Here is a 15,215-nt window from a genome sequence, read left to right as displayed (position 1 = left end):
CTTCGGTTACTTCTTGGGCGCGAGCTGCTCGATGATCGCCTGGGCGACGTCGTGCATGGTGAGGCGGCGGTCCATGGACGCCTTCTGGATCCAGCGGAACGCGTCCGGCTCGCTGAGGCCCATCTTCTCGTTGAGGAGGCCCTTGGCGCGGTCGACCAGCTTGCGGGTCTCGAAGCGCTGCACCATGTCGGAGACCTCGGCCTCCAGCGCGATGATCTGCTGGTAGCGGGCCAGGGCGATCTCGATCGCCGGCAGGAGGTCGTTCGGGGTGAACGGCTTGACCACGTAGGCGAGCGCGCCGGCCTCGGTCGCGCGCTCCACGAGCTCCTTCTGGCTGAACGCGGTCAGCAGCACGACGGGCGCGATGTGGTTCTTGGACAGCCGCTCGGCCGCCGAGATGCCGTCGAGCTGGGGCATCTTGACGTCCATGATGACCAGGTCGGGGCGCAGCTCGGTGGCCAGCGCGACCGCGGTCTCGCCGTCTCCGGCCTCGCCGACGACCTCGAAACCGTTGTCACGCAGGGTCTCGACGATGTCGAGCCGGATGAGCGACTCGTCCTCCGCGACGACGACTCGGCGGGGTGCGGTGGGGGTGGTCTCCTGGTCAGTCACGGGTAAAAGCCTACGGTATTGTTCAGGTGTTGTTGTGCGCCGCTGTGGCGGAATGGCAGACGCGGAGCACTCAAAATGCTTTGTCCGGAAGGGCGTGTGGGTTCGAGTCCCACCAGCGGCACAACCGATTCACGCGATCCGGCGCAGGCGTAAAGCCAGCACAGGACACAGCGCGACCGCGTCCTCGGCGGCATCGAGCTGGTCGCTGCGCACCGGGATGTCGGAGCGGCCGGAGGCCGGCTGGCCGACCGCGAACGGGTAGCCCCACTCGTCCCGCGCGATGGTGCCCTCCAGCAGCTCGGCGCAGAGGCCCCGGCCGTCGCAGCGCGTCCAGTCGACGTGCAGCACGTGCCGGGCGGTCACCGTGCGCTCCGGAGGCAGCGGCCCTCGGCGTGGGCGTGGACGTCGCGGCCGAACACCCGCAGCGCGCTGCGGACCAGCCGGGCGGCGCCGTCGGGATGGTGGCACGAGCCGCGGCCGTCGACCACCTCGGCGAGGCGGGCCAGCTCGGCCGCCGCCTGCGGTGCGAGCCGCCCGGCGGCCAGCTCGGCGAACCGGTCGGCCATCGCGGGCAGCCCGAACAGGCACGGACCGCACTGGCGGGCGGAGGCCGCGGCCAGCTCCTGCACGATCTCCGCTGTCGCTGCCAGGCCGCAGCGCTGCGGGCCGAGCACGTGGACGACTCCCGCCCCCGCGAACGCCCCGGGCGCCGCGCCGGTCTCGGTCGGCGCGATCCAGCGACCGTGGTAGCCGCCGAGCAGCACGCCGGCGGCGAGCCTGGCCTCCCCGCCGGCCCGGGCGACGATGTCCACGACGGTGGCGTCGGTCGGCACCTCGAACACGCCCTCGACGCCCACGTCGCCGGTCACGGTCACCAGCCGGGTCCCCGGCTGCGCGGGGTCGCCGAGGCTGCGGAACCAGTCGCCGCCGTAGCGGTCGACCAGCGCGATTTGCGCGAGCGTCTCCACGTTGTGCAGCAGCGTCGGCCTCCCGTCCAGGCCGGACTCCGACAGCCGCCGCACCCGGTCGAGCGGCACGGCGCGGCCGGTCTGGAGGGCGTTCACCACGGCGCTCGCCTCGCCGGCGACGAACCCGTTCGCGGCCTCGATCAGCTCGACCCGGCCGGCATCCGAGCGCTCGGCGACGGCGGCGGCGACCGGGGCGACCGCGGCCTCGTGGAGGTACAGGACGGTCCGCGCGGCGCCCAGGGCCTCGGCCGCGGTCAGCAGGCCGTCCAGGACGAGGTGCGGCGCGTTGGCGAGCAGCACCGCATCCTTCCAGCTCCACGGCTCCCCCTCCGAGCCGTTGCCGATCACGACAGGGGCGCGTCGCCCGGTCGTCGCCGCCAGCTTGCGGAACGCCGGGAACGCGGCGCCTCCGCGGCCAGTGAGCCCTGATCGCTCCAGCTCGCGTTCGAGGTCGGGGCGGCGCAGGCCGCGGCGCGGCCCGAACGCGGAGAGGTGGGCCAGGGCGTCGGCCGCGTGGCCGGCCGCCAGCAGCCGCGGCGGCGTGGCGGCGGGATCGGAGAGCGGCAGGGCGTCGTCGGCGGTCATGGTCATGACAGGCCCCTTCTGCCGAACTCGGCATCCGTGCGTCGCGCGACCGACGTCTCCAGGAATCCGGCGGACACCCGCCAGATCACCGCTGCGAGCACGAACAGCACTGACGCACCAGCGAGCAGGAGCATCCAGCCGGACCTGCCGTCGGTGCCGTCGCCGATCGTGTGCGCCAGCGCCACCGGCCACAGCGCGTAGCTGAGCCAGTGCACGGCCTTGAAGACGCGCAAGCCCAGCCGCCGGCGCAGCAGCGCGGTGATCGTCACCGCGAGGAGCAGGTCGACGGCCACGGTGCCGAGGCCCAGCCAGAACGGCAGATGCGCGCCGAGGAACGGCACCAGGATGTCGGTGAGGGTGAGCTTGGCGTAGGAGTCGAGCAGCAGCGTGCCGATGTGGAGGACGAGGAAGACGACCGCCAGCAGCGACACGTTGCGGTGCAGGAGCGTGACCGAGAAGCGCGGCATCCCGGGCAGCGGACGGCCGGAGCGGGTCACGATGCCGAGCCAGAGCGAGATGGTGAGCAGGAGGAGCGCGACGATGCCGGAGGCCCGGCCGACCGCCCAGAGAACCTCATCCATCGGTTCGCCCCGTCGGCGGCTGCTCGGCCGGCCAGCGCCCGGTCGTGACGATCGAGCCGTCCCTGGCCACCAGCCGCGCGTCGGCGCCGAGGCCGCGCAGCCAGTCGGGGGCCCGCAGCCCCCGCACGATGGACGCCGTGCTCAGCGCGTTGGCCCGCACGCAGGTCGACGCAGCGACCGTGACCGACCGCCAGACGTCGTCGGCCGGCAGCCCGAAGCGCGGGTCGAGGATGTGGTGCCTGGCGTGGCCGTCGCTGCGCCAGCGGCGCTTCTGCGTGCTGGACGTGGCAACGCCCGCGCCGTTCGGGATCGCGATCTGCTGCGCAGGGTCGGCCGGGAGGTCCTGCACGAGCACCTCCCAGAGCCGCTCGGCCGTGCCCGCGGTGGCGATGTCGCCGCCGAGCGAGACCAGGGTGTCCGCGCCGGTGGCCGCCGCGATGCGGCGCGCGATCCGGTCGGCGGCGTGGGCCTTCGCGGTCGCGCCGAGGTCCAGCCGGAGGTCATCCGGCAGCGTCAACACGCGCCCGTCGAGCGTGACGCGCTGCCACCCGGGGCTCCGCGGGCGGGCGACGGAGACGGTGACGCCGTCGACGGGGAGCGTCGCGAAGTCCCGGTCGTAGCCGAGCCGGTCGAGGTCGCCGCCGAGCGTCGGGTCGACGTCGCCGTCGGTGTCGGCGGCCGCGGCGAGCGCGACCGCGACGAACTCGGCCAGAATCGGGCTGAGCTCGGCTCCCCCGGCCGGACGGTCCCCCGCGTTGATCCGGGAGAGCTCGCTGCCCGGCTCGAACCGGCTGGCGGCCGCGGTGACGGCGGCGAGCTCCGCGTCGGCGATCCTCCGCGCCTGCGGCAGAGAATTCGGGTCGGACACCACGATGCGGGCGTCGACGCCCCAGACCGTGAAGTCGTCGTGGACGAGGTCAGGAGCCGCTGGACTGGCCACTGAAACCACCGCCCTGGCTCTGCTGGATGCCGCTGCCGGAACCGCTGCTGGAGGAGCCGGAGCCGCTCGACGATCCGGAGTCGTCGTTACCGGACGAGCCGGTGCTGGAGGAGCCGGAGCTGGACGACCCCGAGCTCGATGAGCCGGAACCGGACGAACCGGATCCCGAGCTCCCCGCCCCCGACGTGCCCGTCCCGGCGGTGCCCGCGGTCGACGTGCCGGCGAAGAGGAAGCCCGAGAGGATCCCCGTCACCGCGAGGCTCGAGATGCCGATCGCGGTGGTGATCCCGACGGCCGTGCGTCGTCCCGTCGCTCGAACGTCCATGTCAGGCCCTCCATCCCGTCGTCAGACCGCTGGGTGCGGTGCAACGGCTGATTTCAAGCCTGCGCTCGGTTTCTTTCCGGAACCTTATTTCGAGTGGGAACGCGATATCGGATCGCTATGAATCAGCTTTGCACGGTCACGGCCGCACGCCCACCACGGCTTGCGCGAACCGCCGAACGCGCTCGCCGAGCCCGGTGATCTGGTCCTCGATCACGCGCTCGGCGTCGAACCCGACGAACTGCGGCGGTGGCGTGCGCCGCACGTTCTCGGTGCACTCGAACGACGCGCAGACCAGCGCGCCGACGGTGTCGCCCTTGCGCCCGGCGTCCCCGGCACGGCGGGCGGACCAGAAGTAGACGTCGCGGGTGACATGGACGTCCTGGCACCAGCCGCAGATCGTCGGGGCGTGCGAGCGCATGGACGCGTCCGACGCGCGCAGCACGATGCCGACCGGCCCGCTCGGGGTCGGGATGACGACGTAGCCGCGCTGCGGCAGCCGGGGGTCGCGCCAGCCGAGGTACTCGCGGCGGCTCCAGTCCACTTCGTGCATCCCGGGCGGCAGCGGCAGGTCGGCGGCGTCGGCGCGCGAGCAGTTCACGAACGAGTCGCGCAGCTCCTGCGGGGTCAGAGTGTCCATGTCCACCTCCTGCGTCCCATGCTCGCACAGGTGGCTCCGGGCGGAGTCCAGCATGCCCGGGTCGCCGCGCTTGACCTTGACCTCGGGGGCACGGCTTAGCCTCGCGGCATGAGCACTCTCGCCAGCGTCACCGATGCCTCCTTCGCCTCCGATGTCCTCGCCGCTCCCGGCACGACCCTCGTGGAGTTCTGGGCGCCCTGGTGCGGTCCGTGCCGTGCGCTCACGCCGATCCTGGAGCGCATCGCCGACGAGCATCCCGACGACCTGCGCGTCGTGCGGATCAACGCGGACGAGAACCCGCAGGCGTCCGCCGCGTACCGGGCGCTGTCGCTGCCGGTGACGAAGGTGTTCCGGGACGGCGAGGTGGTCAAGACGATCGTCGGCGCCAAGCCGAAGCCCGCGATGGAGTTCGAGCTCGCCCCGTACCTGAGCTGACGCGGGCCGGCGTGAGGCCGCTCAGGTCAGGTGGTCGAACGCTCCGCTGACCCAGCCGATGTAGCGCTCGGCCGACCGCCGCACGGCCTCCCGCGCGTCCGACGGGATGACATTGCCCAGGTTCCCGTACATCCGGTCGAACGGCCGGTCGCAGACGAGCTCCGTCACCCGGCGGACCACGGCCGCCGAGAGCGGGATGTCGTTGGGGAAGCTCCGCTGGAAGGTCACCCACCGCTCTGACGGCCCCGGGAAGATCGTGTCGCCGCTGAGCACCACGCCGCGATCCCAGTGCACGACAGCGCTCCCCGGGAAGTGCCCGCCGACCGTGCGCAGCAGCACGCCGGGCAGCACCTCCTCCTCGCCGCTCCACTCGCGCAGCGCCGGGTCCTCGCGCTGCACCCAGTGCCGGTCGGCCGCGTGCACCAGCACCGGCACGCCTCCCAGCATCCGCGACCAGGAGGTCTGCGCACCGAACATGTGCGGGTGGCTGGTGGCGATCAGGGCGGCGCCGCCGAGGTCCTGCACCGCGGTCGCCGCCGCCTCGTCGACGTAACCGGTGGGGTCCCAGAGCAGGTTGCCGTCCGGAGTGCACAGCAGCAGGGCGCGCTGCCCGATACCCACCCTCGGCTCGCAGCTCAGCCCGTAGAGCCCGGGCTCCAGCTCCGTCACGATCACGCGCTCGCCCTCGCGCTGGAGGCGTTGCAGGGTGGTCCAGCGCTGACCGGTCGGCGGGACGTACTGCCGCTCGTCCTCGCAGATCGGGCAGGAGGCCGGCGGCTCCTCCCCCGCGTCCGTCACGATCGGGGTCGTCTCCACCGCGCACGTCGCGCACAACCAGTCGGCCATGCGGGCCAGGTTACCCGGCGGCGCCGACCCCGTCACCGGCAGCGGCGCCGTCAGGGTCTGGCCGCGCGGCCTCCCGCGCAATACCCTGTGCGCCATGGCGACTCAACCAGTGATCTTCATCCACGGTCTCTGGCTCCACGCGACGAGCTGGCAGCCCTGGATCGACCTCTTCACGGCGGAGGGCTTCGCCCCCGTCGCACCCCTCTGGCCCGGCGAGAAGGACACCGTGGCCGAGACGCGTGCGCATCCCGATGACGTCGCGAACTTCGGCATCGACGAGGTGACGGAGCACTTCGCGAAGATCATCGAGGAGATGGACCTGCCTCCCGTGATAATCGGCCACTCCTTCGGCGGCCTCATCGCCGAGAAGCTGCTCGGCCAGGGCTACGGCAACTCGGCCGTCGGGATCGACCCGGCGCAGATCAAGGGCGTGCTGCCGCTGCCGATCCGGCAGCTCAAGGCGTCGTTCCCCGTCCTCGACAACCCGGCCAACATCCACAAGCCGATCGCCCTGACCTTCGAGCAGTTCAAGTTCGGCTTCGCGAACCAGCTCAGCGACGAGGAGGCGAAGGAGCTGTACGACCGCTGGACCGTCCCGTCGACCGTCCGCCCGATCTTCCAAGCGGCAGCTGCCAACTTCAGCCTCCACTCGCAGGCCGCCGTCGACACCAAGAACGAGGACCGCGGTCCGCTGCTGCTCATCGCAGGCGGCGAGGACAACACCGTCCCCGAGGTCACGACGGACGCGACCCTCAAGCTGTACCGCGACTCCAACGCCGTGACCGAGCTGATCACCTTCCGCGACCGCGGCCACTCGCTCGTGATCGACCACGGCTGGCGCGACGTCGCGACCGAGGTCCTGGTCTGGCTCCGGCAGCAGGGGCTGGAGGACTGAGCCCGGCCGGAATACCGCGCCGGCCGGACGGCTTGGCCTCACTGTGAAACGCATCGGCTTCCTCAGCTTCGGCCACTATCAGGCCGTCCCCGGCTCCGTCGTGCGCACGGCCGCCGACGCCCTCCTGCAGACGATCGAGCTCGCGGTCGCCGCCGAGGAGGTGGGCGCCGACGGCGCGTACGTCCGGGTGCACCACTTCGCCCCGCAGCTCGCCTCGCCGTTCCCGCTGCTCGCCGCCATCGGTGCGCGCACTTCGCGCATCGAGATCGGCACCGGCGTCATCGACATGCGGTACGAGAACCCGCTGTACATGGCGGAGTCGGCCGCGGCCGCCGACCTGATCGCCGGCGAGCGGCTCCAGCTCGGCGTCAGCCGCGGGTCACCCGAGACGGCACTCGCCGGCTACGAGTCGTTCGGCTACGTGCCGGGCGAGGGCGAGTCGGACGCGGACATGGCCCGCCGGCACACCGCGATCTTCCGCGCCGCCATCGCCGGCGAGGCGATGGCCAACGCCGACCCGCGGATGACCGGCACCAGCGGCGGCCTGTCCATCCAGCCGCTCTCCCCGACCCTCCCCGACCGGATCTGGTGGGGCGCCGGCACCCGCGCGACCGCGGAGTGGACGGCGGAGCAGGGGATGAACCTGATGTCCTCCACGCTCCTCACCGAGGACACCGGCGAGGCCTTCGACCGGCTGCAGGCCGAGCAGATCCAGCGCTTCCGCGACACCTGGACGGAGATGGGCTGGGAGCGCGAGCCGCGCGTGAGCGTCAGCCGCAGCATCATCCCGATCGTCGACGACGAGTCCCGCCGCTACTTCGGCGCGCGGGCGCAGGTGGAGGGCCGCGACCAGGTCGGCCACCTCGACGGCGGGATCGCGCGCTTCGGCCGGTCTTATATCGGCGAGCCGGAGAAGCTGGTCGCCGAGCTGGCGCAGGACGAGGCGGTGCGGATGGCGGACACCGTGCTGGTGACCGTGCCGAACCAGCTCGGGGTCGACTTCAATGCGCGGCTGCTGGAGGCCGTGGTCGCGGTGGGGCGCGAGCTGGGGTGGCGCGACTGAGCCGACGCGAGTGGGCACGCGCGAGGCGCGCCGCCGTGTACCCCGAATGCGGCCCTGTGCGATCTGCAGGCGCATGAGAGGATCGCTGTGCGGTACACCCGAAGTCCGCAGCACAGGCCGTGACGACATCGTCCGGTCCCATGGAAGGGGTGTGCTTTGCGAACTCGACGATCGGGTGCTGGAATCATCGCGGCCGGGCTGGCTCTCGCCCTCGGCGCGTTCGGAATCGGGGCGGCGGGGCTCGTCGCGGCTCCGGCCACGGCTGTGGCGCTGACGGACGCGTCCACACCGTCCGCCATCACGGGCATGTGGGCGTGGGGAAACCCGATCGACCCGTCCGTGGATCCGCGCGGCGACGGCGAGGCCGCGTTCCAGCCGAAGGCGCTGGCCGCGTTCGCCTCGGCGCACAAGCTGCGCACCGTCTACCTCTCCGTGCCGTGGGCGGCCGACCAGGGCCCGTTCGGCCCGTGGCTGCGCTCGGCGGTCACCGCGCTGCACCGCGCGGGCGTGACCACGGTCGGAGCGCTCGGCGGCGACCCGGCGTGGGCGCAGCAGCCCGACCTCGCCGCCACCTGGACCACCGCCGCGCTGAAGGCCGCGCCCTTCGACACGGTGCAGTTCGACGTCGAGCCGTGGGTGAACGCCACCGACGACCAGCTCCCCGGCATCGTGGACCAGCTCGCGACCATGTACGACACCGCGGCCCGCGCCGCCGGGTCCATCCCGGTGGGCGCCGACCTGCCCTGGTGGCTCGAGGCCAAGCCGACCGCCGACGGCAGCAGCACGCTGTTCAGGACGCTGCTCCCGCACGTGAAGTCGGTCGCCATCGTCGCGTTCTCCGACCACGCCGCGGGCGACGACGGGATCGTCGCGCTGGCCAAGCCGGCGGCGACAGCCGCGGCGAGCGCCCGGGTGCCGTTCAGCGTCGGCGTCGAGACGGACTCGCCGGAGGTCGCCGGGGGCGCCTCCGCGACGTTCGGCGATGACTCGGCGCTCGCGCTCGAGGCGCAGACGGCGCAGGTGCGGACGGCGTTGGGCGGCCTCCAGGGCTACAAGGGCGTCACCGTCGAGCACCTGCTCGCGTGGCAGGCGCTGATCGCCCGCGGCTGACGCACTGCGGCGGGCTCAGGCCGCGTCGGCCGCCGCGTACAGCGCGGCGATGTCGATCTTGCCCATCGTCAGCATGGCCGCGTTCACGCGTCCGGCGCGTTCCCGGTCCGGGTCCTGCTGCAGCTCCAGCAGCGCGCGCGGCACGATCTGCCAGCTCAGCCCCCACGGGTCCTTCAGCCAGCCGCACGGGCCGGGCTCGCCGCCGTCCGCGGTGAGTCCGTCCCAGAGCCGGTCGACCTCCGCCTGGTCCTCGCACACCACCATGATCGAGGCCGCCTCGGTGAAGGAGTACAGCGGTCCGCCGTCGAGCGCGACGTACTCGGTCCCGCCGAGCTCGAACGTGACGAGGACCGTGCTGCCGTCCGCGCCGAGCCGGTCGACCCGGAGGATGCGGGAGTCCGGGACCAGCGAAACGTAGCGGCTCGTCGCCGCCTCGGCCTGACCGTCGTACCAGAGGAACGTTCTGACCTTCTGCATGGCGGTCATGCTACGCGCGGGCGGTAGCGTAGCGGGATGGGCTACTCCAGTTACATCGCGATCGGCGACAGCTTCACGGAGGGGGTCGGCGACGACCTCCCGGACGGCCGGCAACGCGGCTGGGCGGACTTCGTCGCGCTCGGGCTGGCGCTCGCCTCACCGGAGCCGGTGCGCTACGCGAACCTGGCGATCCGCGGCAGGAAGCTCACCCCCATCCTCACCGAGCAGCTCGACCCCGCCATCGCCCAGCACCCGCAGCTCGTCAGCCTCAACGGCGGCGGCAACGACATCATGCGGCCGCGCGTCACGATCGCGTCGGTGGCGACCCAGCTCATCGACGCGGCGGACCGGGTGGCGGCCTCCGGCAGCACGATGCTGCTGTTGAGCGGCGCGAACCCGAGCCGGCACCTGCCGATGGGAAGCCTCCTCCGCAAGCGCGGCGACGAGCTGGCGGTCGCGGTGCGCGCCCTGCTGCCCCGCGACGGCGTGCTTTTCGTGGACAACTGGGCGGACGAGTCCCTGGAGGACATCCGGTACTGGTCGGCCGACCGGCTGCACCTCAACGCGCTCGGCCACGCCCGGGTCGCGAGCAACGTCCTCACCGCGCTCGGCGTGCCGGTGCCGGCCGAGTGGGGCGTGGACGAGGTGGAGTCCGCGCCGGCCGGGGAGTCGTCGCGGCGCACGGCGGACTACTACCGCCGCTATGTGCTCCCGTGGATCGGCCGCCGCCTCACCGGCCGGTCGTCCGGCGACGGCCGCACCGCGAAGATCCCGGAGCTGACGGTGGTCGACCCCACCTCCGCCCACCCGCTCTAGTCGTTGTCGCCGCCCGTGGTGTCGATGCGCGTGGAGCGCGTTCCGCCGCCCCAGCGCCACTCGGCGACCGCCGGGATGTCCTCGCCGTGGTCGCGGGTGTACTGGCGCGCCTTCAGCCGAGCGTCCACCATCTCCTGCCGGAACGCCGCCTCCCGCTCCGCGAGCCCCGGCACCCGGTCGAGCACGTCGATGACCAGGTGGTAACGGTCGAGGTCGTTGAGCATCACCATGTCGAACGGGGTGGTGGTCGTGCCCTCCTCCCGGTAGCCGCGCACGTGCAGGTTGTCGTGACCCGCCCGGCGGTACGTCAGCCGGTGGATCAGCCACGGATAGCCGTGGTAGGCGAAGATCACCGGCTTGTTCGTGGTGAACAGCGCGTCGTACTCGCGGTCGTTCATCCCGTGCGGGTGCTCGCCTTCGCTCTGCAGGCGCATCAGGTCCACGACGTTCACGACCCGCACGGCCAGTTCCGGCAGCCGGCGGCGCAGGATGTCGGCCGCGGCCAGCGTCTCCAGCGTCGGGATATCGCCCGCGCAGCCGAGCACGACGTCCGGCTCCTCGCCCTCCCGCTCGGTCCCGGCCCAGTCGAAGACGCCGATGCCGCGGGTGCAGTGCGCGATCGCGTCCGGCATGCTCAGCCAGTTCGGCGACGGCTGCTTGCCCGCCACCACCACGTTCACGTAGTCGACCGAGCGCAGGCAGTGGTCGTAGGTGGACAGCAGCGTGTTCGCGTCGAACGGCAGGTAGACGCGCACGATGTCGGCCTTCTTGTTCATCACGTGGTCGATGAAGCCCGGGTCCTGGTGGGAGGCGCCGTTGTGGTCCTGCCGCCAGACATGCGAGCTGAGCAGGTAGTTGAGCGACGCCACCGGCCGGCGCCACGGGATGGCGCGCGCGCTCTTCAACCACTTCGCGTGCTGGTTGAACATCGAGTCGACGATGTGGATGAAGGCCTCGTACGAGGTCAGCACGCCGTGGCGGCCGGTCAGCAGGTAGCCCTCCAGCCAGCCCTGGCACTGGTGCTCGCTCAGCACCTCCATCACCCGGCCGCTCGGCGCGAGGTGGTTGTCGGAGTCGATCGGCCAGTACTCGGCGTTCCACTGCTTGCCGGTGAACTCGAACACGTCCTGCAGCCGGTTGGAGGCCGTCTCGTCCGGGCCGAACAGCCGGAAGTCGTGCGGGTTCGCCACCATCACGTCGCGCAGCCAGCCGCCGAGCACGCGGGTCGCCTCCGCTACGGTCTCCCCCGGCGCCGGCACCTCGACGGCGTAGTCGCGGAAGTCGGGCAGCCGCAGGTCCTGGCGCAGCAGGCCGCCGTTCGCGACCGGGTTGGCGCTCATTCTGCGTTCGCCCTGCGGCGCGTGCGACGCGACGAGCGGCACGGGCGCGCCCGCCTCGTCGAACAGCTCCTCCGGCCGGTACGACAGCAGCCAGCTCTCCAGCAGGCGCGTGTGCGCCTCCGTGTCGCGGGCGTCGCCGAGCGGGACCTGGTGCGAGCGCCAGTTGTTCTCGGCCGGGTGGCCGTCGATCTCCGCGGGGCAGGTCCAGCCTTTGGGCGTGCGGAGGATGAGCATCGGCCACGCCGGACGGTCGATCAGGTCGCCGGACTCCGCAGCGGCCTTGATCTCGGCGATCCGGTCGAGGATCTCGTCCAGGGTCGCGGCCATCCGCTTGTGCACCTCGCGCGGGTCCTCGCCGTCGAACCCGCCCGAGACGAGGTAGGGCGTGTAGCCGTAGCCGCGCATCAGCTCCAGCAGCTCCGCCTCCGGGATGCGCGCCAACACGGTCGGGTTGGCGATCTTGTAGCCGTTGAGGTGCAGGATCGGGAGGACGACGCCATCGGCCTTCGGGTTCAGGAACTTGTTGGAGTGCCACGCCGTCGCGAGCGGCCCGGTCTCGGCCTCCCCGTCGCCGACCACCGCCGCGACGAGCAGCTTCGGGTTGTCGAACGCGGCGCCGTACGCGTGCGAAAGCGCGTAGCCCAGCTCGCCGCCCTCGTGGATGCTGCCCGGCGTCTCCGGAGCGGCGTGCGAGGGGATGCCACCGGGGAACGAGAACTGCCGGAACAGCTTCCGCAGCCCGTCCTCGGTGCGGTCGATGCCGGTGTAGACCTCGCTGTAGGTGCCGTCCAGGTACGCGCCGGCGACGACCCCGGGACCGCCGTGGCCGGGGCCGGCGACGAAGATCGTGTCCAGGTCGCGCTGCCGGATGGCCCGGTTGAGGTGCGCGTAGAGGAAGTTGAGGCCGGGCGTGGTCCCCCAGTGCCCGAGCAGGCGCGGCTTGATGTCGTCGCGCGAGAGCGGCCGCCGCAGCAGCGGGTTGTCGAGCAGGTAGATCTGGCCGACGGAGAGGTAGTTGGCGGCGCGCCACCAGGCGTCGAGCTGGTCGAGGTCGTGGTCAGCCACGGGGTTTCGGTCGGCAGGCGCGGTGGCTGGGAGTTCGTTCGACGTCTCGCTCACGCGGGCATCCTATGAGCGGTCCGCTCCGAACAACAGGGGTGGAAACCTCGATCATCGACACGCCGGCCGGCCCGGTGGCGGTGCGGCACACGCGCCGGACGACGCGCACCGCGACCATCCTCCTGCACGGGGCGGCCGGATCGTGGACGACCTGGCTGCCTGCGATCGAGGCCGCCGGCGGCGCCGACGCGCTCGACGACCTGGTCGTGCCCGACCTGCCGGGGTGGGGCGACTCCCCCGCCGACGTCGGCACCCTCGACGCGGAGTCCCTCGCGCGGGCGGTGGCGGCGACGGCGCGCGGGCTCGGCTACGAGCGTTGGCGGGTGGTCGGCCACTCGATGGGCGGCTTCGTCGCGCTGGAGCTCGCGGCCCAGGAGCCCGCGGCGACCGAGTCCCTGCTGCTGGTGTCGGCCACCACGCTGGGCGGCCGCGGCGACCGGCTGGGGCGGTTCGGCCTGCTGCGCGCCTGCCCGGGGCTCGCGCTGCTGCTCTTCGGGATGCGGCTGCTCGCGGTCTCCGGCGCGGCCGCAGCCCCGTTCGTGCGCGCGCTCGACCGGGTGGGACTCCTCGGACTCCTGCTCGCACCCCTCTTCGCCCTGCCGCAGCCGCTCACCGTGCGCGAGCTCGCCCACGACCTGCGCCCGGCCGCGTTCGTGCGCGCCGTCGCCTGCGCCCGGCGGTATCCGGCGGCCGAGCGCTGGTCGCGCGTGCGCTGCCCCGTCCTGGCCGTGCACGGCGACCGCGACGTGTTCGTGGGGGCGGACGACGATGCCCGGCTGGCGGCGATCATCCCGCGCTTCTCGGCACTGACCCTGGCCCGGACCGGCCACTTCGGGCACGTGGAGCGCCCGCGCTTCGTCGCGAGCGTCCTCGGTCCGCGTTAGGGTTCGTGGCATGACGGACGAAGTGGTCACGGAATCGGTCGACGCGTCGACCTGGGACGAGCTGCAGACGGTGTTCGGCACGAAGGGCGACCCGTCCTCGTGCTGGTGCCAGTGGTTCAAGCTGAGCCGCTCCGACTGGGACGCCGCCACCCGCGACGACGTGAAGGCGCTGCTGCACGAGCAGGTGCAGCAGGGCTCGCCCGGCGTCATCGCGCGCCTCGACGGCGAGCCGGTCGGCTGGGCGGCGGTCGAGCCGTTCTCGGCGTATCCCGGGCTCGGCCGGTCGCCGATCACACGACGCCGGGAGGGCGACCCGGAGGACGTCTGGGCGGTCACCTGCTTCGTCGTCCGGATCGAGTACCGCAAGCGCGGCGTCGCCCGCGCGCTGCTCGACGGCGCCGTCCGGCACGCCCGTGAGCGCGGCGGGACGGTCGTGGAGGGCTACCCGGTCGACCCGGAGGTCCGGCCGTCGCTCTCGGCCGCCGAGCGCTACCACGGCACGGTGGCGCTGTTCCGCGACGGCGGTTTCGAGGAGGTCCGCCGGCCGAGCGCCACCCGCGCGATCATGCGGAGGACGCTGACCGCCTGACCGCCTGACCACCTGACCACCTGACGCGCCGCCGCCGGGGACAGGGACGGGGAACTAAGCTCGGACGGTGAGTTCGCAGCGCAACCGGGTCGTCGTCGGGGCAGGCACCCAGGTCGCCACCGAGGTCAGCATCAACTTCGGCTCCTCGGTCGCCGGGCTGCTCATCCCGATCGTCGGCTCGCTCGTCGTCGTCGCGGTGCGTCAGCTCGTCACGGCCGTCTGCATCCTGCCGTTCTACCGGCCGAAGCGCGCCGAGCTGACCTGGGCGCGGCTGTGGCCGGCGCTCGCGCTCGGCGTGGTGCTGGCCGCGATGAACCTCAGCTTCTACGAGGCGGTCGGCCGGCTCGGGCTCGGGATCGCGGCGACCATCGAGTTCCTCGGCCCGTTCGCCCTCGCGCTCGCGGGCTCGCGGCGGCTCCTGGACGCCGGCTGCGCCGTCGCCGCGGCGGGCGGCGTGGTGCTGCTCACCGCGACCGAGGGCGCCATCGACCCGGTCGGCGTCGTGCTCGCGCTGACGGCCGCAGCCTCCTGGGCGGCGTACATCCTGCTCACCCGCCGGGTGGCGACCCGGCTGCCGGGGCTGGAGGGCCTCAGCGTCGCGAGCGTGGTCGCGACGGTCCTCACGGTGCCGCTGGCGCTCGTCGTGGTCGACTACAGCCGCATCGACTGGCGCGTCGCCGGGCTGCTGCTGACCGCGGGGATCCTCTCGTCGGCCGTCCCCTACAGCCTGGACACGTTCATCCTGCGGAGGATCACTCCGCGGCTCTATGCGGTCATCACCGCGTTCGGGCCGGTGATCGCGACGATCTTCGGCGTGATCGTGCTCGGCGAGCACTTCGCGTTCGTGCAGCTCGTCGGCATCGTCATCGTCTGCCTCGCGGCGGGCGTGACGATCGCGACCCAGCGCGACCACCCGCGCTCCGACCTCGAGTCGACGGCCGAGACGATCCCCTGACCCACGCGAACGATGTGGCAGGACACGCCGTCTGACGC

General features: G+C 72.6%; 18 protein-coding genes and 1 tRNA gene. 9 read left to right on the top strand and 10 right to left on the bottom strand.

Annotation, left to right across the window (positions count from 1 at the left end; all coding sequences use genetic code 11):
- Positions 1 to 6 precede the first annotated feature (6 nt).
- The gene (locus ABIA36_RS14570; protein ID WP_345834903.1) at positions 7 to 612 is read right to left on the bottom strand and encodes a response regulator; all 606 of its coding nucleotides are present in this window, start codon (positions 610 to 612) and stop codon (positions 7 to 9) included.
- 38 nt (positions 613 to 650) lie between these two features.
- Between ABIA36_RS14570 and ABIA36_RS14565 the strand changes: the two genes are divergently transcribed.
- Positions 651 to 733, top strand: a tRNA-Leu gene (locus ABIA36_RS14565).
- An 8-nt stretch (positions 734 to 741) separates the two neighbouring features.
- Here the strand turns inward: ABIA36_RS14565 and ABIA36_RS14560 are convergent.
- The 6 genes from ABIA36_RS14560 to ABIA36_RS14535 all read right to left on the bottom strand — a co-directional run bounded on the left by ABIA36_RS14560 (position 742) and on the right by ABIA36_RS14535 (position 4,648).
- Positions 742 to 975, bottom strand: coding sequence for a ferredoxin (locus ABIA36_RS14560; protein ID WP_369963218.1), 234 nt, complete (start codon positions 973 to 975; stop codon positions 742 to 744).
- Positions 972 to 2,171: an NADH-ubiquinone oxidoreductase-F iron-sulfur binding region domain-containing protein gene (locus ABIA36_RS14555; RefSeq protein WP_369963217.1), complete on the bottom strand. Its 1,200-nt coding sequence runs from the start codon at positions 2,169 to 2,171 to the stop codon at positions 972 to 974. Before ABIA36_RS14555 ends, ABIA36_RS14560 begins: the two co-directional genes overlap by 4 nt.
- Positions 2,168 to 2,746, bottom strand: coding sequence for a ferric reductase-like transmembrane domain-containing protein (locus tag ABIA36_RS14550; RefSeq protein ID WP_369963216.1), 579 nt, complete (start codon positions 2,744 to 2,746; stop codon positions 2,168 to 2,170). The genes ABIA36_RS14555 and ABIA36_RS14550 overlap by 4 nt, the downstream gene beginning before the upstream one ends.
- Complete coding sequence (locus ABIA36_RS14545) at positions 2,739 to 3,686, bottom strand: FAD:protein FMN transferase (protein ID WP_369963215.1); 948 nt, start codon at positions 3,684 to 3,686, stop codon at positions 2,739 to 2,741. Before ABIA36_RS14545 ends, ABIA36_RS14550 begins: the two co-directional genes overlap by 8 nt.
- Positions 3,664 to 4,011 carry a hypothetical protein gene (locus ABIA36_RS14540; RefSeq protein WP_369963214.1) on the bottom strand — a complete coding sequence of 116 codons (348 nt, stop codon included), beginning with the start codon at positions 4,009 to 4,011 and terminating at the stop codon, positions 3,664 to 3,666. The genes ABIA36_RS14545 and ABIA36_RS14540 overlap by 23 nt, the downstream gene beginning before the upstream one ends.
- 136 nt (positions 4,012 to 4,147) lie before the next feature.
- Entirely contained in the window at positions 4,148 to 4,648 is a 501-nt protein-coding gene (locus tag ABIA36_RS14535) for an FBP domain-containing protein (protein ID WP_369963212.1), read from the bottom strand.
- Positions 4,649 to 4,756: 108 nt separating this feature from the next.
- Between ABIA36_RS14535 and ABIA36_RS14530 the strand changes: the two genes are divergently transcribed.
- Positions 4,757 to 5,083, top strand: coding sequence for a thioredoxin family protein (locus ABIA36_RS14530; RefSeq protein ID WP_369963210.1), 327 nt, complete (start codon positions 4,757 to 4,759; stop codon positions 5,081 to 5,083).
- 21 nt (positions 5,084 to 5,104) lie between these two features.
- Here ABIA36_RS14530 and ABIA36_RS14525 read toward each other — a convergent pair whose 3' ends face one another.
- Complete coding sequence (locus ABIA36_RS14525) at positions 5,105 to 5,929, bottom strand: hydrolase (protein WP_369963209.1); 825 nt, start codon at positions 5,927 to 5,929, stop codon at positions 5,105 to 5,107.
- 94 nt (positions 5,930 to 6,023) lie between these two features.
- On the opposite strand from ABIA36_RS14525, the gene ABIA36_RS14520 reads away from it, so the two are divergent.
- The 3 genes from ABIA36_RS14520 (at position 6,024) to ABIA36_RS14510 (ending at position 8,997) form a co-directional block, all read left to right on the top strand.
- Positions 6,024 to 6,824: an alpha/beta hydrolase gene (locus ABIA36_RS14520; protein ID WP_369963208.1), complete on the top strand. Its 801-nt coding sequence runs from the start codon at positions 6,024 to 6,026 to the stop codon at positions 6,822 to 6,824.
- A 43-nt stretch (positions 6,825 to 6,867) separates the two neighbouring features.
- Positions 6,868 to 7,887, top strand: coding sequence for an LLM class flavin-dependent oxidoreductase (locus tag ABIA36_RS14515; protein ID WP_369963207.1), 1,020 nt, complete (start codon positions 6,868 to 6,870; stop codon positions 7,885 to 7,887).
- A 156-nt stretch (positions 7,888 to 8,043) separates the two neighbouring features.
- Positions 8,044 to 8,997 (top strand): hypothetical protein, encoded by a 954-nt coding sequence (locus ABIA36_RS14510; RefSeq protein ID WP_369963206.1) that lies wholly within the window; start codon positions 8,044 to 8,046, stop codon positions 8,995 to 8,997.
- Between the two features lie 15 nt (positions 8,998 to 9,012).
- Here the strand turns inward: ABIA36_RS14510 and ABIA36_RS14505 are convergent, their stop codons facing one another.
- Complete coding sequence (locus ABIA36_RS14505; protein WP_369963204.1) at positions 9,013 to 9,474, bottom strand: VOC family protein; 462 nt, start codon at positions 9,472 to 9,474, stop codon at positions 9,013 to 9,015.
- A 36-nt stretch (positions 9,475 to 9,510) separates the two neighbouring features.
- Between ABIA36_RS14505 and ABIA36_RS14500 the strand changes: the two genes are divergently transcribed.
- Positions 9,511 to 10,290 carry an SGNH/GDSL hydrolase family protein gene (locus ABIA36_RS14500; protein WP_369963202.1) on the top strand — a complete coding sequence of 260 codons (780 nt, stop codon included), beginning with the start codon at positions 9,511 to 9,513 and terminating at the stop codon, positions 10,288 to 10,290.
- On the opposite strand, the gene ABIA36_RS14495 is transcribed toward ABIA36_RS14500, so the two are convergent.
- Complete coding sequence (locus ABIA36_RS14495) at positions 10,287 to 12,749, bottom strand: phosphoketolase (RefSeq protein ID WP_369963201.1); 2,463 nt, start codon at positions 12,747 to 12,749, stop codon at positions 10,287 to 10,289. The genes ABIA36_RS14500 and ABIA36_RS14495 overlap by 4 nt on opposite strands.
- A gap of 38 nt (positions 12,750 to 12,787) precedes the next feature.
- Here ABIA36_RS14495 and ABIA36_RS14490 point away from each other — a divergent pair, with 38 nt between their 5' ends.
- The 3 genes from ABIA36_RS14490 to ABIA36_RS14480 all read left to right on the top strand — a co-directional run bounded on the left by ABIA36_RS14490 (position 12,788) and on the right by ABIA36_RS14480 (position 15,177).
- Positions 12,788 to 13,633 carry an alpha/beta fold hydrolase gene (locus tag ABIA36_RS14490; protein WP_369963200.1) on the top strand — a complete coding sequence of 282 codons (846 nt, stop codon included), beginning with the start codon at positions 12,788 to 12,790 and terminating at the stop codon, positions 13,631 to 13,633.
- A gap of 10 nt (positions 13,634 to 13,643) precedes the next feature.
- Positions 13,644 to 14,222, top strand: coding sequence for an N-acetyltransferase family protein (locus tag ABIA36_RS14485; RefSeq protein WP_369963199.1), 579 nt, complete (start codon positions 13,644 to 13,646; stop codon positions 14,220 to 14,222).
- 67 nt (positions 14,223 to 14,289) lie between these two features.
- Positions 14,290 to 15,177, top strand: a complete 888-nt coding sequence (locus tag ABIA36_RS14480; RefSeq protein ID WP_369963198.1) for a DMT family transporter — start codon at positions 14,290 to 14,292, stop codon at positions 15,175 to 15,177.
- Positions 15,178 to 15,215 lie beyond the last annotated feature (38 nt).

The organism is Leifsonia sp. EB34, assembly GCF_041260585.1.
Taxonomy (GTDB): Bacteria; Actinomycetota; Actinomycetes; order Actinomycetales; family Microbacteriaceae; genus Leifsonia.
Note: the sequence above shows the minus strand (reverse complement) of the source record. Positions and strands in the feature narration are given on the sequence as shown.

Coding starts and splice junctions, on each gene's coding strand:
- ABIA36_RS14520 (WP_369963208.1), top strand. CDS start 6,024: ATGGCGACTCAACCAGTGATCTTCATCCACGGTCTCTGGCTCCACGCG.
- ABIA36_RS14530 (WP_369963210.1), top strand. CDS start 4,757: ATGAGCACTCTCGCCAGCGTCACCGATGCCTCCTTCGCCTCCGATGTC.
- ABIA36_RS14555 (WP_369963217.1), bottom strand. CDS start 2,171: ATGACCATGACCGCCGACGACGCCCTGCCGCTCTCCGATCCCGCCGCC.
- ABIA36_RS14540 (WP_369963214.1), bottom strand. CDS start 4,011: ATGGACGTTCGAGCGACGGGACGACGCACGGCCGTCGGGATCACCACC.
- ABIA36_RS14500 (WP_369963202.1), top strand. CDS start 9,511: ATGGGCTACTCCAGTTACATCGCGATCGGCGACAGCTTCACGGAGGGG.
- ABIA36_RS14550 (WP_369963216.1), bottom strand. CDS start 2,746: ATGGATGAGGTTCTCTGGGCGGTCGGCCGGGCCTCCGGCATCGTCGCG.
- ABIA36_RS14505 (WP_369963204.1), bottom strand. CDS start 9,474: ATGCAGAAGGTCAGAACGTTCCTCTGGTACGACGGTCAGGCCGAGGCG.
- ABIA36_RS14525 (WP_369963209.1), bottom strand. CDS start 5,929: ATGGCCGACTGGTTGTGCGCGACGTGCGCGGTGGAGACGACCCCGATC.
- ABIA36_RS14485 (WP_369963199.1), top strand. CDS start 13,644: ATGACGGACGAAGTGGTCACGGAATCGGTCGACGCGTCGACCTGGGAC.
- ABIA36_RS14535 (WP_369963212.1), bottom strand. CDS start 4,648: ATGGACACTCTGACCCCGCAGGAGCTGCGCGACTCGTTCGTGAACTGC.